General features: G+C 57.5%; 23 protein-coding genes. 10 read left to right on the top strand and 13 right to left on the bottom strand.

All coding sequences use genetic code 11. From position 1 onward, the window contains the following. Positions 1-26 precede the first annotated feature (26 nt). The gene (locus VB780_RS17765; protein ID WP_323352510.1) at positions 27-1,310 is read left to right on the top strand and encodes a sugar ABC transporter substrate-binding protein; all 1,284 of its coding nucleotides are present in this window, start codon (positions 27-29) and stop codon (positions 1,308-1,310) included. A 41-nt stretch (positions 1,311-1,351) separates the two neighbouring features. On the opposite strand, the gene VB780_RS17770 is transcribed toward VB780_RS17765, so the two are convergent. The 4 genes from VB780_RS17770 to VB780_RS17785 all read right to left on the bottom strand — a co-directional run bounded on the left by VB780_RS17770 (position 1,352) and on the right by VB780_RS17785 (position 5,812). Then, on the bottom strand, positions 1,352-2,320 hold the full coding sequence (locus tag VB780_RS17770; RefSeq protein WP_323352511.1) for an aminoglycoside phosphotransferase family protein: 969 nt from the start codon (positions 2,318-2,320) through the stop codon (positions 1,352-1,354). Positions 2,321-2,403: 83 nt separating this feature from the next. Further along, entirely contained in the window at positions 2,404-2,784 is a 381-nt protein-coding gene (locus tag VB780_RS17775; protein WP_323352512.1) for a hypothetical protein, read from the bottom strand. A gap of 173 nt (positions 2,785-2,957) precedes the next feature. Continuing rightward, complete coding sequence (gene hpsL, locus VB780_RS17780) at positions 2,958-4,643, bottom strand: hormogonium polysaccharide biosynthesis protein HpsL (protein ID WP_323352513.1); 1,686 nt, start codon at positions 4,641-4,643, stop codon at positions 2,958-2,960. Positions 4,644-4,819: 176 nt separating this feature from the next. Next, complete coding sequence (locus tag VB780_RS17785) at positions 4,820-5,812, bottom strand: MBL fold metallo-hydrolase (protein WP_323352514.1); 993 nt, start codon at positions 5,810-5,812, stop codon at positions 4,820-4,822. A 218-nt stretch (positions 5,813-6,030) separates the two neighbouring features. Here VB780_RS17785 and VB780_RS17790 point away from each other — a divergent pair, with 218 nt between their 5' ends. The 4 genes from VB780_RS17790 to VB780_RS17805 all read left to right on the top strand — a co-directional run bounded on the left by VB780_RS17790 (position 6,031) and on the right by VB780_RS17805 (position 11,564). Then, the gene (locus VB780_RS17790; RefSeq protein ID WP_323352515.1) at positions 6,031-6,528 is read left to right on the top strand and encodes a nucleotidyltransferase domain-containing protein; all 498 of its coding nucleotides are present in this window, start codon (positions 6,031-6,033) and stop codon (positions 6,526-6,528) included. Then, positions 6,458-7,795 (top strand): HAMP domain-containing sensor histidine kinase, encoded by a 1,338-nt coding sequence (locus VB780_RS17795; RefSeq protein WP_323352658.1) that lies wholly within the window; start codon positions 6,458-6,460, stop codon positions 7,793-7,795. Before VB780_RS17790 ends, VB780_RS17795 begins: the two co-directional genes overlap by 71 nt. A 418-nt stretch (positions 7,796-8,213) precedes the next feature. Then, positions 8,214-10,877, top strand: coding sequence for a DUF3536 domain-containing protein (locus VB780_RS17800; RefSeq protein WP_323352516.1), 2,664 nt, complete (start codon positions 8,214-8,216; stop codon positions 10,875-10,877). 108 nt (positions 10,878-10,985) lie between these two features. Beyond that, on the top strand, positions 10,986-11,564 hold the full coding sequence (locus tag VB780_RS17805; protein WP_323352517.1) for a hypothetical protein: 579 nt from the start codon (positions 10,986-10,988) through the stop codon (positions 11,562-11,564). A gap of 5 nt (positions 11,565-11,569) precedes the next feature. Here VB780_RS17805 and VB780_RS17810 read toward each other — a convergent pair whose 3' ends face one another. From VB780_RS17810 to ribBA, 4 genes are all read right to left on the bottom strand, one after another. Further along, the gene (locus VB780_RS17810) at positions 11,570-11,869 is read right to left on the bottom strand and encodes a type II toxin-antitoxin system RelE/ParE family toxin (RefSeq protein WP_323352518.1); all 300 of its coding nucleotides are present in this window, start codon (positions 11,867-11,869) and stop codon (positions 11,570-11,572) included. Between the two features lie 2 nt (positions 11,870-11,871). Then, a complete protein-coding gene (locus tag VB780_RS17815; protein ID WP_323352519.1) occupies positions 11,872-12,126 on the bottom strand; it encodes a ribbon-helix-helix domain-containing protein in 255 nt (84 codons plus the stop codon). Between the two features lie 248 nt (positions 12,127-12,374). Then, positions 12,375-13,028 carry a hypothetical protein gene (locus VB780_RS17820; protein ID WP_323352520.1) on the bottom strand — a complete coding sequence of 218 codons (654 nt, stop codon included), beginning with the start codon at positions 13,026-13,028 and terminating at the stop codon, positions 12,375-12,377. 122 nt (positions 13,029-13,150) lie between these two features. Beyond that, complete coding sequence (ribBA, locus tag VB780_RS17825) at positions 13,151-14,896, bottom strand: bifunctional 3,4-dihydroxy-2-butanone-4-phosphate synthase/GTP cyclohydrolase II (protein WP_323352521.1); 1,746 nt, start codon at positions 14,894-14,896, stop codon at positions 13,151-13,153. A 304-nt stretch (positions 14,897-15,200) separates the two neighbouring features. Between ribBA and argC the strand changes: the two genes are divergently transcribed. Next, the gene (argC, locus tag VB780_RS17830) at positions 15,201-16,268 is read left to right on the top strand and encodes an N-acetyl-gamma-glutamyl-phosphate reductase (protein ID WP_323352522.1); all 1,068 of its coding nucleotides are present in this window, start codon (positions 15,201-15,203) and stop codon (positions 16,266-16,268) included. Between the two features lie 151 nt (positions 16,269-16,419). On the opposite strand, the gene VB780_RS17835 is transcribed toward argC, so the two are convergent. After that, positions 16,420-16,806, bottom strand: a complete 387-nt coding sequence (locus VB780_RS17835; RefSeq protein WP_323352523.1) for a hypothetical protein — start codon at positions 16,804-16,806, stop codon at positions 16,420-16,422. A 218-nt stretch (positions 16,807-17,024) separates the two neighbouring features. Here VB780_RS17835 and VB780_RS17840 point away from each other — a divergent pair, with 218 nt between their 5' ends. The 3 genes from VB780_RS17840 to VB780_RS17850 are packed head-to-tail and all read left to right on the top strand — an operon-like array spanning position 17,025 to position 18,445. Next, positions 17,025-17,786, top strand: a complete 762-nt coding sequence (locus VB780_RS17840; RefSeq protein ID WP_323352524.1) for a metallophosphoesterase family protein — start codon at positions 17,025-17,027, stop codon at positions 17,784-17,786. 42 nt (positions 17,787-17,828) lie between these two features. Next, the gene (locus tag VB780_RS17845; protein WP_323352525.1) at positions 17,829-18,059 is read left to right on the top strand and encodes a DUF433 domain-containing protein; all 231 of its coding nucleotides are present in this window, start codon (positions 17,829-17,831) and stop codon (positions 18,057-18,059) included. Continuing rightward, positions 18,056-18,445: a DUF5615 family PIN-like protein gene (locus tag VB780_RS17850; protein ID WP_323352526.1), complete on the top strand. Its 390-nt coding sequence runs from the start codon at positions 18,056-18,058 to the stop codon at positions 18,443-18,445. Before VB780_RS17845 ends, VB780_RS17850 begins: the two co-directional genes overlap by 4 nt. A 13-nt stretch (positions 18,446-18,458) precedes the next feature. Here the strand turns inward: VB780_RS17850 and VB780_RS17855 are convergent, their stop codons facing one another. The 3 genes from VB780_RS17855 to gap form a co-directional block, all read right to left on the bottom strand. Continuing rightward, positions 18,459-18,716 (bottom strand): type II toxin-antitoxin system HicB family antitoxin, encoded by a 258-nt coding sequence (locus VB780_RS17855; protein WP_323352527.1) that lies wholly within the window; start codon positions 18,714-18,716, stop codon positions 18,459-18,461. Positions 18,717-18,802: 86 nt separating this feature from the next. Next, a complete protein-coding gene (locus VB780_RS17860; RefSeq protein ID WP_323352528.1) occupies positions 18,803-20,281 on the bottom strand; it encodes an SUMF1/EgtB/PvdO family nonheme iron enzyme in 1,479 nt (492 codons plus the stop codon). A gap of 447 nt (positions 20,282-20,728) precedes the next feature. Beyond that, complete coding sequence (gap, locus tag VB780_RS17865) at positions 20,729-21,781, bottom strand: type I glyceraldehyde-3-phosphate dehydrogenase (RefSeq protein ID WP_323352529.1); 1,053 nt, start codon at positions 21,779-21,781, stop codon at positions 20,729-20,731. Between the two features lie 337 nt (positions 21,782-22,118). On the opposite strand from gap, the gene VB780_RS17870 reads away from it, so the two are divergent. Next, positions 22,119-22,277, top strand: coding sequence for a hypothetical protein (locus VB780_RS17870; RefSeq protein WP_323352530.1), 159 nt, complete (start codon positions 22,119-22,121; stop codon positions 22,275-22,277). Between the two features lie 35 nt (positions 22,278-22,312). On the opposite strand, the gene VB780_RS17875 is transcribed toward VB780_RS17870, so the two are convergent. After that, positions 22,313-22,813 (bottom strand): alpha/beta hydrolase, encoded by a 501-nt coding sequence (locus VB780_RS17875; RefSeq protein WP_323352531.1) that lies wholly within the window; start codon positions 22,811-22,813, stop codon positions 22,313-22,315. Positions 22,814-22,943: the final 130 nt, after the last annotated feature.

The following is a 22,943-nucleotide window of genomic DNA, read 5'->3' on the forward strand; positions in this document are numbered from 1 at the left end:
GCGTTCTTCCTAATTCTTTTTTCGCCATGAGACTCCGCCCCTACGCCCGCTTTGGTCTGTTTGCCCTGCTCGGCCTGATGATGAGCTGGCTTGTGGCCTGCGGGGGTGGACAGCCTAGCGCCACCGCCCCTACCGAGGGCGGCAGTCAAGAGGTCGAGTTTTGGACGATGCAGCTCCAGCCCGACTTTACCGACTACTTCAACGGGCTGATTGCCGACTACGAAGCGCAAAACCCCGACGTCACCGTGCGCTGGGTCGATGTGCCCTGGGCCGACATGCAGAGCAAGATTCTCACCGCCGTCACCGCTGGCACCGCCCCCGACGTGGTCAACCTCAACCCCGACTTTGCCGCCCAGTTAGCCAGCCGCAACGCCTGGATGCCGCTGGATGACAAAGTGCCCGCTGACGCCAAGCAGGTCTATCTGCCCAATATCTGGGAGGCCAACACCCTCAACGGCCAGAGCTTTGGCATTCCCTGGTATCTGACTACCAACGTCACCCTGCACAACCAGGAATTGCTGGAGTCCGCTGGGGTCGAGCCACCCACCACCTACGCTGAGCTGGCCGAGGTGGCCCGCCAGGTAAAAGAAAAAACCGGCAAGTACGCCTACTTCACTACCTTTGTGCCCGAAGATTCTGCCGACGTGCTGCAATCCTTTGTGCAGATGGGGGTCGAGCTGGTGGATGACCAGGGCCAAGCTGCCTTCGACACCGACGCGGGCCGCGCCGTCTTCCAGTATTGGACTGACCTCTACCAGCAGGAGCTGCTACCCCAGGAGGTGCTGACCCAGGGCCATCGCCGGGCGATCGAGCTGTTCCAGGCTGGGGAAGTGGCGCTGCTATCTACCGGGGCAGAATTTTTCCCCACGATTGAGGCTAACGCCCCCGACATTGCCGCCGTCACAGGCAGCGGCCCCCAGATCACCGGCGACACCGGCAAGACCAATGTCGCGGTGATGAATGTTGTGATTCCCGCCGGTACCAACGTGCCCGATGCGGCGATCGATTTTGCGCTGTATGTCACCAACGATGCCAACCAACTCAGCTTTGCCAAGGCCGCTAACGTGCTGCCTTCCACCGCTGGTGCTCTAGAGGACGCCTACTTTGCTGCCGAGGGCACTAAGGGGGTGGAGAAGGCGCGATCGGTTAGCGCCGAGCAGATGAACCAGGCCGAGGTGCTAATTCCGGCGATGGATGGAGTTAAAGAACTGCAAGCGATCATCTACGACAACCTACAAGCCGCCATGCTGGGCCAAAAAACCGTGGATCAGGCCGTCAGCGGTGCCGCCACCGCGTGGAACGCTCGGTAGTGATAGTTCTGATCGGGAAAGCTCCGTTTGCCAAAGCTCAGCTAAATTCCACTGTCTCCAGCTTCGGCAATTCGTAGCAGCGTTTTCTCACCGATCGCAGCATGCCTAGGGTGATCGACTAACCCTGTATCCAGCAGCACCACGCCAAAGAAAATGGCCCATCCCAAAGCTCGCCGCAGGGTAGCCTCAGACAGGAAGCCGTAGGCAGCGATCGCATCCAGTCGAGCATTTCTATCGTCAAATAGCATCCACACTGCGGCCAGATCGGTGGCGCGATCGCCCGATGTCATATCGCCCCAGTCGATGATGCCGGTCAGCAAGCCATCTTTGACCAGAATGTTGCGAGGGTGAAGATCGCCGTGGAGCCATATTGCCGGAGTGTCGATCGGTGCATTCAAGGCTGCCTGCCACAAGGTTTTGAGGGTGGGTGTGATCAGGTCGGTTTTGGTTTCTAGACGCGCCAAACGCTCAGCAATCGCCGCCGCCCGGTCTTGCAGCGGCACGCCGCGAAAGGGATTCTTGGGCGCATCGGTCGGCGCGGGGGTATGTAGAGCCCGAAGAAATTCCCCAAAGCGGCTAGCCTGCCCTGGATGGGGCGGTTCTAGATCGGCGGGGCTGCCGTTGAGCCAGGGCAAGACACTCCACCGCCAGGGATAGCCGAGGGCCGGGACGCCCACGCGATAGGGAACAGGAACAGCGATCGGCAGTTGAGCGGCAAGGCGCGGTAGCCAGGTTTGCTCATGGTCGATTAGGGCAGCGGCGATCTGGCAACGGGGAAGCCGCACTGAGAGGCGATTCGCACAGCGTTCGGGAACCGACTCGAAACGAGTATCCGTCCCGGAATCGCTTAGGCAAAACATGGCATTATCCCAACCCGCATCGACTGGCACAATGTCCAGGTGTGCCAAATCGGGGTGCTGGTTTTGCAGCAACCGTTGAACGAGGATGTTGTCAATGGCGACTTCGGCGTCTGGGGTTTTAGCTAAACGCTCAAAATCTTTTGGCAGCATTAGCTAGTTTCCGGGTGCACGACGGCGGAGCATTTGAATGGCTAGCCACCTAACCGCAAGTGGCCAAAGACACCCTACGAAAACTATGACTTGAGCAGCTGATCTAGAATCGCTCGGGCCGGTTGAGCACGCTCTAGTGCCCCTTGGTAATCGCTGTAGAGTTTTAGGAGCTTAGAAAGGCCGCTAATACCGCCGCGCAATTCCTCCAGATCATCTCCTGATATCAGTTCGCCATCGAGCAGCCGCACAATCAGAGGTTTAATATCGCCAACATCCTGCCGGGCTTTTTGCAGCTTTTCAACGGTGTTCAATAGAGTTTTGAGGTCTTTGAACAGGTCGTCGATTTGGTCAGCACCGACCGCGTCAATGACGGTGTCTTCGCCATCGTCATTGACTGAGTCTGCGCGGTCTAAATCGAGAGAGGCGGTGTCTGCCACTGCGCCGTTACCTTTTACCTGTGCCATTGGGGCCGTCTCCGTAGGAAGCGTTGATGGGAAAAACTATAGTCTAGCTTGGTTCAAGCGTACTATAAATCAACTCGTTGCTTTCCCTGAGTTTTACCACGCTCGTCAATTGGGAGCGCATTAAGTTGCGCGAACCGTCTGCCGGGGCAAAACTGGCCCAAGGCGAGGTGTTGTTACTCAAACACAATCGTTTCTTGCTTTTGAAGCTGCTTTTTCTCGCGGGGGGTGAGCTTACGGCGACGGCTGGCTTCCTCTAGGCGCTGCTGCAACCGCTCTTTTTGGTCGATTTCGGGCAGTTTGAGCACAATGCCCGCCGCTAGCCAGTAATACACATTCACTGGATCCACATCTAGCGGGTAGTAGTAGGGAAAGATGCTGATAAACAGCACAAACACCCACATGGATGCGCCGTAGCCCCGCAGGTTGGGATCTTTGATCGAGCGGTAGGCTTTGAAGGTGGCGATAGTGAGGGTGAGATACACCGCTAGGGTGGCCAGCAGCCCCAGGGGGCCAATTTCGTACATGAGTTTGGGGTGGTAGGTTTCGACCAGCTCGGTTTTGCCAAAGATGCGGGCGGCGTTGGTGGCGCGGCCCACCCCCCGGCCCAAAATGCCCTCCTGTTGTTTCTGCGCCCACTGAAACTGCTGCACAATAAATTCGTGGGGCGGCGAGGCACTCCAGCGGCTTTCGAAGCTGGCCCACCGTTCGTTGACCACCTCTGGGTTTTGGGCCATAAACACAGTGAGAATGAGCGCCAGACCAATGCCAATGGGGAGAAAGCGCTTGAGGTTGGCCACCTGCCCCGTGAGCACTAGCAGGCCCACAATAGTCGCGGGCACCAGGGCCAGGGCAATGCGCTGGCCAGAAACCACCGCCATCACCCCCACCGCCGCCAGTGACCCTAGCCCCACAATGCGCCACAGGGGGCTGCGATCGCTAAACGCCGTGCCAAAGGCAAAAAATCCGCTCGAAATCAAAAACCAGCCCCACTGCCAGGGGGCGTTGAAAGTGCCCGGCAGACGGATCTGGCCCTGGGAGGGGGCATACAGCAGCGACCCACCGACAAGACAGCGCGACTCTAGGGATGCCTTAAACAGGTCTTCGCCCTCGCCGATGGTGCCCTGGCAAATGCCCAGCCGCAGCATCATGTATTGCATGAAGCCCAGGCCGCAGCAGACCAAAATCAGCACCACTTGCAGGCGCAGCAAAAAGTAGACATCTTCGCGATCGCGCAGCAGATAGTAAATGCACGGAATAATCAGCACGTAGCCGATCAGCACCTTGAGCCCCAGCACTCCAATCAAAATAGGTACCTCGCCCCCGGCTGCATCGAGCTGCTGCCCGCCATTCACCACCAGCAGCGTCAGCCCGCTTAACCCCAGCAGCACCAGCAGCGGAATTTTGATTAGCGGTGGAATGATCAGCGGCTGCCGGGTGCGGCGGCAAAACTGAATCACCCCAATCAGTGCTGGAATGTAGATTGCGTCTTTGGCCAGCTGCAAAATGCCGCTGCCCCCCAGGGCATAGACCACTGTGCCGCCAAAGGGCACGTAGATAATCAATCCATAGATGGCCTGGCGGGGATATTTGAAGGAAAGGGCCAGACAGGCGATCGCCACGATCGCCGCCGCCGCCAGTTTGGGTTCTCCCAACAGCGCCAGCAAGACCCCAATCAGCCCCGCCACAAACAGCGTTGCCGACAGGTATTGAATCAGTTCTTTCCGCGCTTTTTGGGCCTGGCGCTTCTTAGCCCGCTCTGCTTTACGGCTGAGGGGCGGAGCTTGATCCGCCGGATCCTTCTTGCCTTTGCGCCGCCTGGGCCGAGACGCTTTTGCCTGAGTCTGGGGAGTATCTACCACGGCACGATCGCATGGGACTTGCACTGTCAGGGTAGCCTCTAGCCCAACGCTTTGAGCAGCGATCGTCCCATCGCCACACATTCCATAACAACAAGCGGAACCCAGATTCTCAATCCGGGTTCCGCTTGCTACTTTTCTTGGGTTTTAACTGTCTAATCGAGTTCCAAACCTAGAATCTACGACTCAAAGCCAAAATCCCAGACGATCGGCTCCCAGCCGTAGGCGTCGCCCTGGGCGCGCACGTGGCCGAGGCCGGGGAAGGGCATATGGGGCACCAGCAGTTTGCGGCGATCGCCCGTCACCGTTTCCAGCAGTTGCTTACGCGTGGCTACGCCCTCGGTGGGGTCGGTGTCAAAGGCCACTTCCCAGTCGGGGTTCTCCAGGTTGAGGGGGTCGCTAAAGAATACGTCTCCGGTAGCTAGCAGGCTGTCGTCGCCGGAGGTGATGAGATAGGAGGACTGTCCAGGGGTGTGGCCCACCGACGCCACCGAGACAACGCCGGGGATAATCTCATCGCCCAGGGCAAAGCGGGTGGTGCGGCTGGCGATCGCCCCCAGCCATTCCTGCGCTACTGCCACCGTCATCGCCTGGGTATCTGCATCCACCAGCGTGTTGGGCATTTCCACCGTCGGTGCCGTCCAAAAGTCCCACTCGGTTGCAGAGATGTAGTAGCTGGCGTTGGCAAACACCGGGTTGCCGCTGTCGTCGAGAATGCCGCCGATGTGGTCGGCGTGGGCGTGGGTCAAAATGATGGTGTCAATGGTGTCGGGTGCAATACCCGCCGCTTCGAGATTGTTCGCCAGATAGCCAACAGTGGGGCCAAAGGTGTTGCCCGCTCCGGCATCGATCAGCACACGGTGCTCGTCGGTCTCCAGATACAGCACATTGAGATGGGCTAAGACATTGTCAGTCGGCAAAAAGTTGTCGGTCAGAGCGGCGGCGGCGGCATCAGGGTCGGCGTTGGGCACAAAGAAGCCCACCGGAAAGGTCAGAATACCGTCGCTCACCACCATAGCTTTGTAGTCGCCAACGGTGAAGCGGTAGGTCGTGGCATTGGTGGGGGTGGCCCGTTCTACAGCGGGTTCGTCTTGGGCCAGGGCCGTCGATGGCAGGTTCAGCTCGCCCAGCCAAAGGGAAACGCCGAGGGTCGCCGTGGCAATGAGGGTCATGATTCCCAATCGCTTGAGGCCCCAACGGGTTGAACGCTTTGCAGCAGCTAAAAAATTGGGCACGTATCGTCTCCTCAGGGCAATGACAGGCTTTTATCGGGGAATTTCCCCGTATATTTTCACCATAGTAAAGCAGGAGGTTTGTCGCCGCAGGTTGCTGGATTAGGATGGAAGCAGCGATCGCCACTCGCCACCCACCTCACCAGGAGAGGGAGCCAATGCCACCGCTCACCCCGGACCTGCTCGATCACATCACCCAGCGTTTGGTGACTGCCCTTCAGCCAGAGCAGATCATTTTGTTTGGCTCCTATGCCTACGGCGAACCCACCGCAGACAGCGACATCGACCTGCTCGTGATTGTTTCACAGTCCGACGAACCCCGATATCGGCGGGCACGGGTCGCCTATAAGGCGCTGCGCGGCATCGGCATGCCGACCGATGTCTTGGTTATGACACGGGAAGAGGTACAGCGAAAGCTCAATGTCCGAAGTTCTTTTATCCGGCGTGCTGTGAACGAAGGCAAGCTGCTATATGAAGGATATGGCCGCATCAGTTCTCGATTTTGTCACGCAAAAATTGCCCTAGAGGTCTATGTTTCAGGCGACTCGGCGGCGACTGGCACTTTGGTATACGGCGGTGACGGCGGTGCTGCTGCTGCTGTTTGCCAGCGGCTTTTACCTCTACGTGCGCACCACCTTGGTCGAGCGGGTGGATGACACCCTGAACCATGTAGTGGAAATTGTGGAGCGATCGCTCGTCATAGAACCCGATGCCGCCGGGGATCACATCTTCGCCACCGTCGATGCCAATAGCCCGCCGCTGCGGGTCAACGTAGAAGCCAGCTTTCGCGACAATGCCCGCGCCGTCGAAGACGACCACATCGACCTGGAGTGGTTTGGCCCCGGTGGACAACTGCTGTGGTCAACCTTTTCAGAGGTGAACCCCGTGCCTCTGCATGTGAATCCGGCGGGCGAAACGGTGCGAGTGGGGCAAGAAACCTTCTTTCGCCAGATTACCGAGCGGGTGCAAGACCAGGGGCAAGTGCTGGGCTACCTGCGGGTCAGCCACCCGTGGTTTGAGGTGACGAAACCCAGCCGTCGGCTGATCGTGGATCTGGCCCTGGGCACCAGTCTGATGGTGGCGGCGGTGGCGGCGATCGGCTGGCTGCTCTCGGGGATCGCTATGGCCCCCGTGCGCGACTCGTACCAGCAGCTGAAGCAGTTCACTGCCGATGCCTCCCACGAGCTGCGCAACCCGATCGCGGTGATCCAGACCAATGCTCAGGTGGCGCTGTCCGACCCCAACCCCGATGTAGAGATTCAGCAGAAACAGTTTCAGGTGATCGAGCGGCTCACCCGGCGGCTGGGAAGGCTGGTGGATGACCTGCTGTTTCTCGCCCGCCAGGAGAGCGGGCTGATTGCCTTCACCCCCGCTTCGCTCAGCCTGGAGGGGCTGCTGGAGGATGTGCTGGAGGAGCAGCAGGTGATGGCGACCGAGCGCCAGATCGTGCTGCGAGTGGCGGTAGCAGAAGACAGTTTGGATAAAAGTTCTGGTAAACAGCGGGCTAAAAATGCAGCGCTGCTGGCGGCTCCCCCCACGGCTAGCTCCACGATTTTGGGAGATCCCGGCCAGCTCACTCGGCTATTCACCAACTTGATCAGCAATGCGGTGCAGTACACCCCCAATGGCGGCACCGTGATGGTGAAGGTCAAGCCGACCAAACACCAGGGCCAGCCAGGGGTGCAGGTGACGGTGCAGGATACGGGCATTGGCATGGATAGCGAGGCGATCGCCCACGCCTTCGATCGGTTCTACCGGGCCGACCCGTCGCGGTTGCGTAGTGGGGAGCAGGGCACGGGGCTGGGATTGGCGATCGCCAAGGTAATCGTCGATACCCACCGGGGCCACATTCACCTCGACAGCCAGCCTAAGGTGGGCACCACAGTCACCGTTGTGCTGCCCCAGGGGGGCGTGGGCGCATAGCAGTTGCGGCCCCTACAGCCTTTCTTCTCTCCCAAGATGGATGAGCCGCTTACCCAGTTGCCGTAGTTTGGATCCTAAGATATTTTTCTGAACCCATTTGAAAAACATCAACGGAGGTTAAGGCAACCGACTGTTTTTCAAAAGCGGGTTAAGATCAGCAGAGCTAAGATCATTGGGTAGTAGCCTAGCGATCGCGTCAGTCGCCCCCCGGCCCCCAGTGCTGTTCTACACTGATCCCCATGTGATCCCCACAGCATTTATTTTGGCTTTTTAGCGTTTACCCAATCTCTCGAAACGCCTCCAGAGCCATGATCCCCGGCTCCAAGCTTTTTCTAAAACCCAATCTCTGGTAGCAGCGCAGCTAAGTTTAAGCTGGCTGCTGCGCTCATTGTTTCCTTCACTCGTTTTTTCTCCTCCTATGGCTGATTCACTCCAGCATTCGGTATTGCAGACTATTCCTGCGGCTCAAAATTCCTATGATGGCCCCCACGATGGCTTGATCCCCGCCGTTAGCACCGGGGTTTTTGTTTGCGTCCACGGCCACTTTTACCAGCCGCCCCGCGAGAACCCGTACCTGGATGCGATCGAGAAGCAGCCCAGCGCCGCCCCTTTCCACAACTGGAACGAGCGCATTCACCACGAGTGCTACCGGCCCAACGCCTACGCCCGCATTCTCAACGATCGCGGCGAAGTCGTCCGCATCGTCAACACCTTTGAATACATCAGCTTTAACATCGGCCCCACCTTGATGAGCTGGATGGAGCGGCACGACCTGGAGACCTACCAGCGCATCATCGACGCCGATCGCAACAGCTGCGCCCGGCTGAGCGGCCATGGCAATGCGATCGCCCAGGTCTACAACCACATCATTTTGCCCCTGGCTAACCCGCGCGATAAAGAGACCCAGGTGCGCTGGGGGATCGAAGACTTTCGCCGCCGCTTTGGTCGCCAGCCCGAGGGTATTTGGCTGGCCGAAACCGCGATCGACTACCCGACGTTGGACGTGCTCCACGCTGAGGGGATCAAGTTCACCATCTTGGCCCCCTCCCAGGTGCAGCGCTGTCGCCCGCTGGTCAGCTACAACGGCGAGCGCGACACGTGGCAAGAAGTCGGCGGCGGCCAGATTGACCCCAGCCGCCCATACCGCTGCTTTCTCAAGCATGCCGACGGCAGCCCCGACCCCAGCCGCTACATCGACATTTTCTTCTACGACGGCCCGATCTCCCGCGATATGGGCTTTAACGACGTGCTGAGTTCCTCCCAGCATTTCGTCGGGCGCATCGGCCAGGCCATCCACGGGGATCACCGACCCTTCCAGCTGATCTCGGTGGCCACCGACGGCGAAACCTTTGGCCACCACCGGGGCGGGGCCGAAAAAGCCCTCGCCTATGCCCTCACCGACGAGTTTCCCCGCCAGGGCTGGACGGTGACCAACTACGCCCACTACCTGGCCACCCACCCGCCCACCTGGGAAGCCGAACTCAAGCCCGTTACCGCCTGGAGCTGCTCCCACGGCGTTGATCGCTGGCAAGACGACTGCGGCTGTGCCAGCGGCGGCGGGTGGCATCAGCAGTGGCGACGGCCCCTGCGCGACACCCTCGACTGGCTGCGCGATCAGCTCGTTGCCGTCTACGAAGAGCATGGTGCTGACCTGCTGCGCGACCCCTGGGCGGCGCGCAATGCCTATGCGGCGGTGATGGGCGATCGCAGTCCTGAAAACCTCGACGCTTTCTTTGCCACCCACCAAACCCATAAGCTGTCGGCGATCGAGCGGGTCACCGCCCTGCAACTGCTCGAAATGCAGCGTCACGCCCTGTTTATGTACACCAGCTGCGGCTGGTTCTTTGAGGAAATCTCTCGCCCCGAGGGCACCCAGATTCTGCGCTACGCCGCCCGCGCTATGGAGCTAGCGGGCGAAGTTTCGGGGATCGCTCTGGAAGAGGAGTTTGTCAAGCGCCTGGGCCACGCCCCCAGCAACGTAGAAGAATTCGTCACCGGCACCGGGGTCTACGAGTCTCTAGTTAGACCCTCCCGCATTTCCATAGAACAGGTGGTGGCCCACTACGCCATGGGGTCACTGTTTAGCGACTACCACCGCGAGCAGACCGTCTATTGCTACACCGTCGAGCAGCACGACTACCGCCGCCAGCGCCTGGGGCCGATTTCCCTCGCCGTGGGTCTGGTCGAAATCACCTCCACCATCACCCGCGAAAGTATTAGCCTTGCCTTTGCCGTGGTGCACTTGGGCGGCTGGGATTTCCACTGTGGCATCAAGGGGGTGCGATCGCGCCTCGACTACACCCAGGCCAAAGCAGCGGTATTCGAAAGCCTCAGCCAGGCCAGCGCCGCTCAGGTCATTCTCGCCATCAACAGCGCCTTTGGCCCCCACACCTACGGCCTGCAAGACCTGTTTGCCGAAGAGCGCCATCGCATGATGGGCCTGCTCTCCCAAGACACCCTGCTGCGCCTCGACCAGCTCTACGCCCAGGTCTACCGCGACAACTACGGCGTGCTGCGCGCCTTCCACCGCGACGGCCTGCCCGTGCCCAAGGAACTGCAAGTGGCGGCGGATATCGCCCTCAGCCACCGGGCGATGGAGGTGCTGCAAGCCCTGGAGCGCGAGACCAGCGACCCCACCGCCAGCCCCCTGCGCCAGGGGGAAGACTACCTGAATGAACTGGAGGCGATCGCCACCGAAGCCAGCACCTGCAATGCCTCCCTGTCTCTAGCGGCGGCCAAGCCCATGCTGGAGCGGCTGATTGGGCGATCGGTCTGGCAAATTCTCAACCAGGCACCGACAGAATCCCTTGCCGCCGATGTGGACTGGCTGGGGCGGCTGGTGAATCTGGGCCAGCAGCTCAACCTGGGCCTTTCCCTAGAACGCCCCCAGGAGCTGTATTACCAGCACCTCAACCGCCAGGTGTTTGCCCTGCTCAAGCAGGCAGCGGTATCTAGAAAACCTCTCGGCTCCGACAGCCGCGCCCAGGTCAACGACATCCTCCGTCTCGGCGAATACCTGTCAATGGACGTGGGAGCCGTGCTGAAGGCATTGGATCACCTTGATCCCGGTCGGCCTGCCTAGGGAAGCAATCTCAATACAGCCCTTTCCCAGTTGGGAGAAGGGCTGCTTTAGGCACTTCTTGGCCATAACGCATAATGGAAAGGAACGCCCAAAGGCAGGAGTCAGACCGTGGCTGAACCCGTCACTATTGACGATATTTACGCCCTGTTTCAAGCCTCCCAGGCAGAGGCCGATCGCCGCTTTGCAGAATCCGAGCGTCAGCTGGAGGAGCTAAAGCAGATTTCGGCTAATACCAGTCGCATCGCAGCTAACACAAGCCGAGAGGTGGCTGGGCTTACGACCCGGTGGGGCCAATTTGTCGAGAACCTGGTTGAGCCTGCGGTGGTGCGCCTGTTTCAGGAGCGGGGCATTCAGGTGCAAGAGACGGCCCGTCGTATGCGATCGCAGCGACCTGGTGCGGAGATGGAGATCGACATTTTTGCCGTGAATGGGGATGTGGCGGTCGCAATTGAAGTCAAGTCGCGGCTCTCTCGCCAGGATGTGGACGATTTTTTGGCCCGACTAGATCGCTTTCGGCAGGCGTTTCCCCACTACGGCGACTACCGCATCTATGGAGCGGTGGCGGGTATTGAGGTGGATGAAGGAGTAGATCGCTATGCCTACCAGCGAGGGCTGTTTGTAATCAAACAAACCGGCGATATGGTTTTGATTGCCAACGACACCACTTTTCAACCGACAGCCTGGTAAGCAAATTAGACAGATTCTTCAAAAAGAGAAGGGAAATCGCGCCGTCCATTCACAACCCTCAAGATTTCAATGCCATCATCTAAAATCCTGTAAAAGATGATGTAACCTTCTAGGGATAATCCTCGAAGTCCAGAGTGAATGGCAGTGTAGCTTTTGCCGCTGTTGGGGAAGGCGACGAGCTGCTGGCACTTTCGGTTGAAAGCCTGAAAAAACCGTTCGCCTGCTTCAACGCTGGTTTCGGCAAAATGATCGGCAATTTCATTGAGATCTTGGCTGGCGAGAACGTTAATGACATAGCGACTCATGGCTAGTTCGCCTGTCGAAAGCGCTCTAGAATGCCGTCTACAAAGGTTTCGCCATCGACTGGGGCTGTGTGGGCAGAGGCTTCAATTGCTGCGCCAATTTTTTCCTGCACGTCTTCGACCCACTCGGCTTCAGAGCGATCGTACTCGTCTAGCAATCGCAGGGCAATTTCTAAAACCTCTTCAGTAGAGCGATATTTACCAGATTGGAGCTTGGTTGCAACGAAACGCTCTTGGTCAGGGGTGAGACTGATACTCATAAAAAACCTCTTAACTATAAAAAACCTCTTAACTAAATCATGTGGTGGCAGGCCTGAATTTAATGATCGCCTGATCAGCCCTAAAAATCATAAGCGTTTCACCCGCCTCTACTTGACAAAGATATTTGAGTGGATCACGCTGAATCTCATCAATTGTTATATTTAACATTTAATTTTCTCCAAATATATTGATAAGTAAATAAAGATAAGAAGCCATAATATTCTGCCAATTCACAATTAACCAAATATTAATTCGACCTCCATCCGTCAGCAAATCCCCAGCTCAGCCACGAGATATATTGATCAACCAAAACGCTAGCAGTATTTATTATTTCACTAGCTTCATAAGAACTAATCACCATCCCATGAACGGCAGCATTAGACAACTGCAATATTTTCTGAATTAGCTTTTCCTGCTGTAAAGTTATAGCTCCAGAGTCCTGCAATTTCCTGACTAAACGACTTCTAGAATCTGTCGGAGTAATTGCCACATTGAAGCCTTGAGCAAGATTTTTTAACAAAACATCAACTTCTAAACGCAGCCCTGCAAGCGCAAGATTAGGATCAGTTTCCGCAATGTCACGATAATAATTTACATTAAGTCCACTTGGCGATGGTCGTAATCCTAGCTGAATCATTCTTAAGTTAGCTTCTGTAAGAGGCAATCTTTCTACACCTCTTGCTTTTGGGGGTGGCGACTCTGCAATCACCTTGTCAGACAACTTTTTTGCCTCAAAAATTTCCTCTCGCAGACTTAGTGATATTTCTCCAGGTAGATCAACTTTTTCCAAACGCTTAATAAGGCTCTCTATCTGTCTACGAAAAATAAAGATGACGATCAAAATGACGAATGGCCACGCCAGCACCTTTATATATTCAAGAATCAGCTTTGCAATCTCCATGTACTGAATCCAATTAAAAAGCTTCTAAACTTTCATTGCCTTGATATCAAAATCCAAAAAGAAAAACACCATTCTCCGCTGTTGTTAAGCTGTAAAATATGCGTAACGAAGAAGCATACTCATTAATCTGTTGGGATATGGCTGGAGAAAACGTAGATGCGCTGGCTCTCTAGGCTGCCGCAAAGGTCAGAGGGCTTGACGGTTTCCGGGGTGGGCACCGCATCGTGGTGAAACACCTGGCGATCGAGCCCCACCTGCAAGCCGCTGAAGGGGTCGCTGCCGCTAGAGATCAAAAACGCGAGTTGGTCGATTTCGGGCCAGACGGCGAGTTTGTCGAGCAGCGTGGCTACAGTCTTCATCTGCGGCTGTTCGCAGTCGCGGTACCAGGCTTCTGCCCCCGGCACTGGCAACGTATCTAGCCCCAGATTGACAATTAGATCGGGCTGGCTAAACAGTGCCGCCGCCACCGGGCGGGCTTCTTCTTGCAGCATGAGGCCCTGGCTGTGGGCTAGCTCGCGCAGGTGCTCTAGCTTTTGGTAGCGCTCCTGCACCGGCAAATCGCCCTTGCGCCAGTGGATCGCCACCGTTGCTAAATAGGTCTGCACCAGCAGGTGGCCCAGCTTTTGGGCCTTGGTGGCCAGATAGCCCGAGTTGTAGTCGGTGGCTTCAATAATTAGCGGCACCCGGCTCACCATTTCTAGGCCATAGCCCTTGATGCCCGCGATTTTGCGGGGATTGTTGGTGATCAGGCAAAACTTCTGCACGCCGATGTCGTTGAGAATCTGCGCACCGATGCCATAGTTGCGCTGGTCGACGGGCAGGCCCAGCTTCTCGTTGGCCTCCACCGTGTCGAGGCCCATGTCTTGAAGCGAATAGGCCTTGAGCTTGTTGACCAAGCCAATGCCGCGCCCCTCCTGGCGCAGGTAAACCACCACGCCACGCCCCGCCGCATCAATCATCTTGAGCGCCGCCTGGAGCTGCATGCGGCAGTCGCAGCGCAGGGAGCCGAAGGCATCGCCCGTTAGGCACTCAGAGTGGACGCGCACCATCACTGACTGGTCGGCAAAGGTGGCGGGGTCGCCCTTGACCATGGCCACATGCTCAGAGCCGTCGAGCAGGTTGCGGTAGGCGTAGATGGCGAAGTCGCCAAACTGGGTGGGCATCTTGGCCACCGCCTCGCGCTGTACAAAGCGCTCGTGCTGTAGTCGATAGTGAATCAGGTCGGCAATGCTGATCAGCTTAAGGCCAAAGGTTTTGGCGTAGTTGACCAGCTCAGGCAGCCGCGCCATGGAGCCGTCGGGGTTTTGAATTTCGCAGATCACCCCAGCGGGGTAGAGGCCCGCCAGCCGCGCCAGATCGACCCCGGCTTCGGTGTGGCCGGCCCGTTTGAGCACGCCGCCTTCCTTGGCCCGCAGCGGGAAAATGTGGCCGGGGCGGCGCAGGTCTTGGGGGCGAGCGTTGGGGTTGATGGCAACTTGAATGGTGCGGGCGCGATCGTCGGCGGAGATGCCCGTAGTCACTCCCCAGCTGAGGGCAGCGTCGATGCTGACGGTGAAGGCGGTCTGCTCGTTCTCGTCTTCAAAGGCGCTGGGGCTAACCATCAGGGGCAGGTCAAGCTCGTCGAGGCGATCGCCCGTCATGGCCAGACAGATCAGCCCCCGCGCTTCCACCGCCATAAAGTTGATGTTGTCCGGGGTGGCAAACTGGGCGGCACAGATCACGTCGCCTTCGTTCTCGCGGTTTTCGTCATCGACCACCACAATCGACTTGCCCGCCGCCAGGTCGTGGAGCGCCGACTCAATGGAGTCGAACTGAAAACCGGACGGCAGTTCAAGCTCGGCGGGGGAGGTTTTGGGGGCTTGAGACATCTCCGCTTCTGGGTTGAGCACGGTGGGGCGAACCTGTAGAAAGTACGATTGCTTCTAAAATTCTAGCTTTATGGCCTGCCCTTCATCGGCAGAGCGATCGCATTCTCGTCCGAGACCCAGCTTTGGCGAAGTCTGCGCCAGGAGATAGTTCAGCGACAGCATCCCAAGCCACCATGTTGAATTGAGATTACTGGTTTACTATTACAGTGCTGAACGAAGGGGAAGGTGCTAACTGGGTTAGCGATCGCCCCCCAAGCGCGGCTCTCGGCCCTGTCTATTCTTCTAATCAGCTAGCCCCAGAACCATGAGCGAGTCGTCACCCGTCGGAAAAATTAAGGTCGGCATTGTGGGGGCATCGGGCTACGGAGGGGTGCAGCTGGTGCGCCTGCTCACCCAGCATCCCGAAGCCGAGCTGGTATACCTCGGGGGCGACAGCAGCGCCGGGCAGCCCTATACCGATATCTATCCCCACCTGTCCGACTCGGTGAATTTGACGGTGGAAGCTGTGGATTTGGGCGAAATCGCCCAGCGCTGCCAGGCCGTCTTCCTTTCTCTGCCCAACGGTCTGGCCTGCACCATGGCCCCCACCCTGCTAGAGCGGGGCTGTCGGGTGCTCGATCTGTCTGCCGACTACCGCTTTGAAAATTTGAACACCTACCAGTCGTGGTACGGGGGCGATCGCACCGATCAGGGCATTGCGGGTGAAGCCGTGTACGGGCTGCCTGAGCTGTTCCGCGATCGCATCCGCAACGCCCGCCTGGTGGGTTGCCCCGGCTGCTACCCCACCGCCAGCCTGCTCGGCATTGCCCCCCTGCTCAAGCAGGGTCTGGCCCAGCCCGAAACCCTAATTATTGACGCCAAATCGGGCACCTCCGGCGGCGGGCGGGTGGCTAAAACCGGCATGTTGCTAGCTGAGGCCAGCAATTCTCTCGGAGCCTACGGCGTTACCCGCCACCGCCACACCCCCGAAATTGAGCAGATCTGCACCCATCTGGCCAGCCAAGAAGTCACCGTGCAGTTTACCCCGCACCTAATCCCCATGGTGCGGGGCATTTTGGCCACCATCTACGCCACCCTGCGCGACCCCGGCCTGGTGCGCGACGACCTACTCACCATCTACAGCGCCTTTTACCGCTCATCCCCCTGGGTGACGGTTCTGCCCAACGGTGTCTACCCCCAAACCAAGTGGGCCTGGGGCACCAACCGCTGCTTCATTGGCCTCGAAACCGATGCCCGTACCGGACGCGTGATCGTCATGTCAGCCATTGACAATCTGATGAAAGGCCAGGCATCCCAGGCGGTGCAGTGCTTTAACCTGATGATGGGCCTTGAAGAGGGGCTTGGGTTGCCGACGACGACGTTCTATCCCTAGGAGAGGGGTGGAGGGTGGATGATTGAGTGGGTGAGTGTGTAAGTGAGTAGGTGAATGGAGGTGGCGCGACCGATCAAGTAGCTCCCATGAGTCAGAGAAGTCTACACACTACCCACCTACCCATCACCTACACATCCACTCCCCGACTTCCCTAATCCGTCCAAACCACCTGCCGTTCTGACTTGGTGCGATAGCCCGTTTGCTCTTGAATCACCCGTCCCGCTTGGGTTGGGTCAAAGTAGCGGTCAAAATCTGCCCTTAGACGGGTATTGGTCACCTCAGCTTGATCTAACTCGCGACGCACTACCTCTAGCTGCTGCGCTTGAGCCTGGAGGTGAGGCACCAACCGCCCCAGCGAGACCGCCGCCACCAGCGCTAGAAAGCAGTTCACCCCCAGCCGAGCACTGAGCTCAAACATGGGGGTATGGCGAGCCAAGCGCCGCCACGGGTCGGCTCGTCGCCGTACTCGTCGCCGCTGAACAGGCATTCTATGGGCAGAAGACGCAGGCAGCGGGCTACCAGATTGGGAACGGCGCATGGGGTAGGTGCTTTGAGCTGGCTTTTATTATGCCTGAGAATAATGAGAATAAACGCCATCTGCCCCTAGAAGTAAACGTTTTGCCCCTAAACAATCACAAATCTCTAACCTCAGTCAGAAACTCCGCCTCAAATTGCCTTTAAACACCTAAGCATTACGAAAAACCAGGGGTTGAGTTGGGGGTTGAGGCATAATGAAGCTAACGGATTTCCTGCCCCATGCCCCGAAGAATATTTATTGGCGACATTCACGGTCACTTCGACGGCCTTCAGCGGCTGTGGGATGCGATCGCCCCCGAACCCGACGACAAAATCTACTGTGTCGGTGACCTGATCGATCGCGGCCCCAAGAGCGCCGACGTGGTCGATTTTGTGCGTCGCAACGCCGCTGGCTGCGTGCGGGGCAACCACGAGCAGCTTATTCTCGACACCTTTGTTGACGGCAAAATCAACCCCCCCACCCTCCAAGGCTGGATCTTTAGCGGTGGCCAGGCCACCCTCACCAGCTACCACGGGGCCGCCTCCACCCTCGAAGACCACCTCGACTGGCTGCGCCAGCTGCCCCTCTACATTGACCTGGGCGATCTGTGGCTGGTGCACGCTGGGGTCAACCCCATGCTGCCCATCGCCGAGCAGAGCAGCTACGAAATGTGCTGGATTCGCGAAACCTTCCACAGCAGCCTGACGCCGTTTTTCTCCGACAAGCTGATCATCACCGGCCACACCATTACCTTTACTTTCCCTGGCGTAGACCCCGGCCAAATTGTCGCCGGGCGCGGCTGGATTGATATCGACACCGGCGTCTACCACCCCCGCAGCGGCTGGCTCACCGCCCTCGACTGGGACAACCAGATCGTCTACCAGGTAAATGTATTTGAGCCGATTGAACGGGTGCGATCGTGCGCCGAGGCGATCACCTACCTCGACCCCACGCTGATCAAAAAGCGCCCCCGCGACATGGCCACCCGCGCCGCGTTTTAGAATGTAGTGGCAGAGGTCTTCTAAGCTCGCGTAGTAACTGCCATGTTTGAGCGCATTACCTTTAGTTCCGATGTCATGGGCGGTCGAGCCTGCGTTCGCGGCATGCGTATCACAGTGTCTTTGGTGCTGAGCCTGCTGGCAAACCGTATGACAGTAGCGGAAATTCTAGAGGCTTACCCTTACCTAGAATCTGAGGATATTTTGGCTTGCCTGGAGTACGCCGCCTATTTGGCTAGCGAAGAAGTTTACTCCTTGGCAGAGACCGCTGCGTGAGATTTTTAGCCGATGTAGGTGTTTCACCGCTGACAGTACAGGCGCTGCGGCAGGCCGGATATGATGCAATTCACTTAGTCGAGCAAAGATTAGAGCGTTTGCCCGACTCAGCAATTCTGGAGAAAGCTCGGTTAGAAGACCGTATCGTGCTGACCTTTGACCTGGATTTTGGGGATTTGTTAGCCTCCGGAGCAAATCCATTGCCTAGCGTGATCATCTTTAGAGTCAAAAGAACGGTTCCTAGCTTTGTAACCTCACGGCTATTCGCAGTGATCGAAGAATGCGCTGAGACCCTGCAAGATGGAGCGCTACTAACGGTAGAGGACGGTCGATATCGGCTGAGGCGATTACCTATTCAGATTCCAGATAAAGGCACACCAGACTAGAAGATGATCACAACTACCAGAGCACGCTATCGAGAATCGGCAGCCCGTGTTCTAGTCGTAAACCAAGGATGATCCACTCTTCTAAGGAGTCTTGCAGCGCTTCACGGCAGGCTTTGAGGCTGTCGGCATTGCTCCAAACTCCTTTGTGCGGGGGGATTTCACCATAGAAGGTGCCGTCTTCTAGCAGCTCGTAGGTGGCCTGGCGCATGGCAGCGTGAATGTAGCGAGCCAGCATGGGTGAATATTGCAGGGTCTTGTCGCAATCATACATTGCCGAAATTTTTAAGGTGCTGCGTGCTGGGGGAGCAAGCACTAGGGAATTGGGAAAGGGCAAGAGGGCAAAAAGGTAAAGGGCAACTAAATCCTGGGGTCCGTAGCTTGATTCCGCGAAGCAGTAAACACCGCTCGAAAACCGGAGTGATGGTCGACGTCGCCGGGCTCACCGTAGATGCGGAGCGCGGAGCGGCAGTCCTCCGGACGGTAGCACCAAGAGCCGCCGCGTAGAACTCTTCTCGCAGAGTCATCATCAGACAACCATGCCGAACCGTCTGTTGGTGCTCCATTGTAGTTGTTGTGCGAGTGATCGGCACACCATTCCGAAACATTGCCGTGCGTGTCGTACAGGCTAAAGGCGTTAGGCACAAAGAGGCCTACCTTGGTAGTTGTTTTTCGATCCACACCCTTTGGTCCGCTGCCATAGGTGAAGTAGCCATTGTAGTTGGCTAAATCAGTTGTAATGGTTAGCCCATAGTAAAACGGCGTCGTAGTGCCCGCCCGGCAAGCATATTCCCACTCGGCTTCGCTGGGCAGGCGATAGGTGCGCCACGTCTGCTGCGACAGCGCTTGGCAAAAGGCAACGGCATCGTACCAAGAAACCATTTCTACCGGGCGATTCGCGCCGCTCTGCGAGAACTGGCTAGGGTTTTCACCCATTACCGCCTGGTACTGGGCCTGGGTGATGGGGTATTTGCTCAGCCAAAACTCTGGCACCGTTACCGAGTGCTGCGGGCTTTCGTTATCAGAGCGACCTTTTTCGTTGGCGGGTGACCCCATCAAAAACTGGCCAGCGGGGATTTTGACCATCTCCAACGAAACTCCTTTAGCAAGGGTTTCAACAAAGTATTCAGCTTTGGCCAGACGGCGGCTGGTCGTTACCCTGGGTTGTCCTAGCCCTAGCAAACCTCTCTCAATACCTGTGATTGTCACCACCTCAAACTCGAAGGCGAGATTGGCAGGTTCAGGGATGGTGAGAGGTGCTCGTCCTACGGCTTCTTGACGATAAGTTTTGGGTACTGAGGGAGGTTTGCGAGCAGTGGTGTTTGGTTCAACGGCTGGTATCGAAACAGGAGTTAGTGTCGCATTGAGCCTGTCAAAGTATCGTTCTAGCTGCCTAATCAGCCGACTGACATCGCCATGAAAGTCCGGGTCGGGGCGGGCCTGGGCAGCATTTCGGTAAGCCAGATCCACTAGGGCAGATGGCATTTTATCAGGGGTGGGCAGAGTAGCGCGGCTCACCAGCAGCGGGATTACGATCACCTGGCCTTTGCGTTTGAGGGCTTCTTCGAGTTCTAAGCGCACCCAGTCGGCGGGGTTGTCGAGACGGCGATCGCCCTTCTCATCTGTCACCGTCAGCCAGGTTTTGCCGATTACCGCTAGCACCACCTGGCACTGGTCGAGGCTGGCGTTGATATAGTCGCGCAGGTCTTCGCCAAAGGGGATGGCGTCTACATCAAAGAAAATAGAGTCTTTGCCAAAGTGGGCCGCTAGGCGATCGTAGATGCGTCCGGCGATGTCTTCGCTATCGCTGCGACGGTAGGAGATAAAAATCTTGGGCATAGCTCTCGGCGCGGGCTGCCCCCATTAAAGCCTGAATCGCCAGCGGCAGGTAGGGTTAGCGTTGCTCAAGGGCGTTGCTTGATTCTGCTTTGGCGTCGGGGTATTGCGCGATCGCATCGTCGTATTGCTCAATTGCAGCGCAGTATTACTCATTTGCAGTGGGCTGTCATGCGATCGCGCCACGGTGCTATTCGATCACACCAGGTGGTTTCTCAATTGCATCGCAGTATTACTCAATTGCAGTGGGCTGTCATGCGATCGCGTCAGGATGCTATTCGATCGCACCGGGTGGTTTCTCAATTGCATCGCAGTATTGCTCGATTGCAGCGGGATGTTATGCGATCGCATTGTCCCGTTCCTCAATTGCGGCGTCTTATTCCAAAAGAAGATCGCGAAAAAAAACCCGGCTTTTTGGAAAAACCGGGTTCCTGAATTCAACAAGGCTATTTACACCGTGGCGGGGATTTTGATGCCTGAGAGAATGCCTTCTTTTTGGGCCATATAGAGCATCAGATCGATCACCCGCATCGAGTAGCCCCACTCATTGTCGTACCAGGCGACCACCTTAAAGAAATGCTCATTTAGGCCAATGCCCGCCCCAGCGTCAAAGGTGCTGGAGTGAGGGTCGGTGATGAAATCGCTAGACACCACATCGTCTTCGGTATAGCCCAAAATGCCCTGCATCGGCCCGTCAGCGGCGGCTTTGACGGCAGCGCAGATGGCCTCGTAGCTGGTGGGCTGCTCGGTTCTAAAGGTAAGGTCAACCACCGACACATTGGGCGTCGGCACCCGAAAGGCCATGCCGGTGAGCTTGCCCTTGAGTTCTGGCAGCACCAGGGTCACGGCCTTGGCCGCGCCAGTGGAGGCGGGGATGATGTTTTGACCCGCGCCGCGACCGCCGCGAAAGTCTTTTTTAGAGGGGCCATCGACGGTAGGCTGGGTGGCGGTGGCGGCGTGCACGGTGGTCATTAACCCTTCAGACAGCCCAAAGGTGTCGTTGATGACTTTGGCAACCGGGGCCAAGCAGTTAGTAGTGCAGCTGGCGTTCGACACAATGATGTCGCTAGCGGGGTTAAACGTTTCATGGTTAACGCCGACGACCAGGGTGTGTACCCGGTCAGGATCCTTCGTCGGGGCCGAGAGAATCACTCGCTTGGCCCCGGCGGCAATGTGCTGGTGGGCGGTGTCGAAGGTGGTAAACAAGCCCGTAGACTCAACCACATAGTCGGCACCGAGGTCGCCCCAGGGCAGTTCGGAGGGGTTGCGCAGAGCCATACAGGGAATTTTTTTGCCGTCTACAACAATGCCATCGGCCACAGCTTCGACGGGCCCGTCAAAGCGCCCGTGGGTGGAGTCGTACTTGAGCAGGTAGGCCAGATTTTCGGGAGGTACCAGGTCGTTGATGCCGACAAATTCAATATTGGGGTTTTTGATGCCGCCGCGCAGTACCAGGCGACCGATGCGACCAAACCCATTGATGCCAACTTTTAGGGTCGTCATGGCTAGAGTATCCTTTGCGTAGGTGTGCTGCGGGGTTTGCGGTTCGCGGAGGGGCTGCAACCCGGCCTAAACTGGGGCGCGTTGATGAGCAACGAACCCCATGGCCCCTTGACAAATATTCACTACTCCCAAGGGGAAATGCTTCGGTCAAAATTTCTGCCGAGGCGAGATCTAAGCTTTTATTTCAGAGTTCTATTTTTGGCCAGGAAGACTAAAATATTCAGTTAAGTCGGTAACTAAACGAAAAGGTGATGACCACGCCTGGGCTGGCGCTCAGGGTCACTTTTTAAGGCTACCGTTGGGGGTGAGGTTCCAGTCGGCCGTAGGAGAAAGCGCTGTGTTTACTGGCCTAGATCTGGTGGTGATATTGATAGTCTTTATGGCGTTTTTTTACGCCACCGGCTCTAGCAAAGAGTCGGAGTTTAAGCTAGAGCCGCTGACGCTACTGGTGGTCACAATTGTGGTGGGGATGGTGGCGGTGTCGCTTTTGCGCTGAGCTTCCCGAGCCCTCCCGAACCGGAATTATTAGACCTAGAGAAAGATCGACAGAGGGCGCAGGAAGCTGGCCAGGCTGTTGTAGGCGTCTTGGATGCGATCGCCCTCCAGCACCACCTCCTCAGTGGGGTAGTTTTGCAGCACCTCTAGCAGGGTGACCTGGTTATCGTCGCTGGCCGACAGTACCAGGGCCGATCGCAGCGCCTGGCGATCGGCCTCGCCCGCACCAGTGTGAATCGAGTCGCCAAGCTGGTCAAGCGCCCACTCGCCGGGGCTGCTGTTGAGGGCGCGATCGAGCACTACTGGGCTGGTAGCCAGCGGACGGGTGAGCAGCGATCGCAGCTCTGCCGGGTTTTGCCCCGCCTGATTGAGCAGTCCACCAAGCGACCCCGACGATTCTCCGGTTTCGGCCAGAGCGGTCAACAGCGCCACGGGCACAGAGCGGCTAAACCCCCGATAGTTGAGGCGCACCGTCTCAGCCGCCCCCGCAGGAGCCACCAGGGCACCCAGACCCAGGCTGGCCAGAGCTGCGGCCATTATGGCTTGATGGGTTCGATGAAGCATCGCGACCTCCTACCGATCTATTGCATGACGCCAAGGCATGCCATCAGGTGGCATCCCCGGCCTGTGTGATCAGTATAACGAGGTGGATGGGGTTGCCCGAACG

Source organism: Leptolyngbya sp. CCNP1308 (assembly GCF_034932455.1).
In the GTDB taxonomy this organism is placed as follows: domain Bacteria; phylum Cyanobacteriota; class Cyanobacteriia; order Phormidesmidales; family Phormidesmidaceae; genus Nodosilinea.

Excerpts from the sequence above, each read along its gene's own strand:
- VB780_RS17765 (WP_323352510.1), top strand. The coding sequence starts at position 27 with ATGAGACTCCGCCCCTACGCCCGCTTTGGTCTGTTTGCCCTGCTCGGC.
- VB780_RS17770 (WP_323352511.1), bottom strand. The coding sequence starts at position 2,320 with ATGCTGCCAAAAGATTTTGAGCGTTTAGCTAAAACCCCAGACGCCGAA.
- VB780_RS17775 (WP_323352512.1), bottom strand. The coding sequence starts at position 2,784 with ATGGCACAGGTAAAAGGTAACGGCGCAGTGGCAGACACCGCCTCTCTC.
- VB780_RS17785 (WP_323352514.1), bottom strand. The coding sequence starts at position 5,812 with ATGACCCTCATTGCCACGGCGACCCTCGGCGTTTCCCTTTGGCTGGGC.
- VB780_RS17790 (WP_323352515.1), top strand. The coding sequence starts at position 6,031 with ATGCCACCGCTCACCCCGGACCTGCTCGATCACATCACCCAGCGTTTG.
- VB780_RS17800 (WP_323352516.1), top strand. The coding sequence starts at position 8,214 with ATGGCTGATTCACTCCAGCATTCGGTATTGCAGACTATTCCTGCGGCT.
- VB780_RS17810 (WP_323352518.1), bottom strand. The coding sequence starts at position 11,869 with ATGAGTCGCTATGTCATTAACGTTCTCGCCAGCCAAGATCTCAATGAA.
- VB780_RS17815 (WP_323352519.1), bottom strand. The coding sequence starts at position 12,126 with ATGAGTATCAGTCTCACCCCTGACCAAGAGCGTTTCGTTGCAACCAAG.
- VB780_RS17820 (WP_323352520.1), bottom strand. The coding sequence starts at position 13,028 with ATGGAGATTGCAAAGCTGATTCTTGAATATATAAAGGTGCTGGCGTGG.
- ribBA (WP_323352521.1), bottom strand. The coding sequence starts at position 14,896 with ATGTCTCAAGCCCCCAAAACCTCCCCCGCCGAGCTTGAACTGCCGTCC.
- argC (WP_323352522.1), top strand. The coding sequence starts at position 15,201 with ATGAGCGAGTCGTCACCCGTCGGAAAAATTAAGGTCGGCATTGTGGGG.
- VB780_RS17835 (WP_323352523.1), bottom strand. The coding sequence starts at position 16,806 with ATGCGCCGTTCCCAATCTGGTAGCCCGCTGCCTGCGTCTTCTGCCCAT.
- VB780_RS17840 (WP_323352524.1), top strand. The coding sequence starts at position 17,025 with ATGCCCCGAAGAATATTTATTGGCGACATTCACGGTCACTTCGACGGC.
- VB780_RS17845 (WP_323352525.1), top strand. The coding sequence starts at position 17,829 with ATGTTTGAGCGCATTACCTTTAGTTCCGATGTCATGGGCGGTCGAGCC.
- VB780_RS17855 (WP_323352527.1), bottom strand. The coding sequence starts at position 18,716 with ATGTATGATTGCGACAAGACCCTGCAATATTCACCCATGCTGGCTCGC.
- VB780_RS17860 (WP_323352528.1), bottom strand. The coding sequence starts at position 20,281 with ATGCCCAAGATTTTTATCTCCTACCGTCGCAGCGATAGCGAAGACATC.
- gap (WP_323352529.1), bottom strand. The coding sequence starts at position 21,781 with ATGACGACCCTAAAAGTTGGCATCAATGGGTTTGGTCGCATCGGTCGC.
- VB780_RS17875 (WP_323352531.1), bottom strand. The coding sequence starts at position 22,813 with ATGGCCGCAGCTCTGGCCAGCCTGGGTCTGGGTGCCCTGGTGGCTCCT.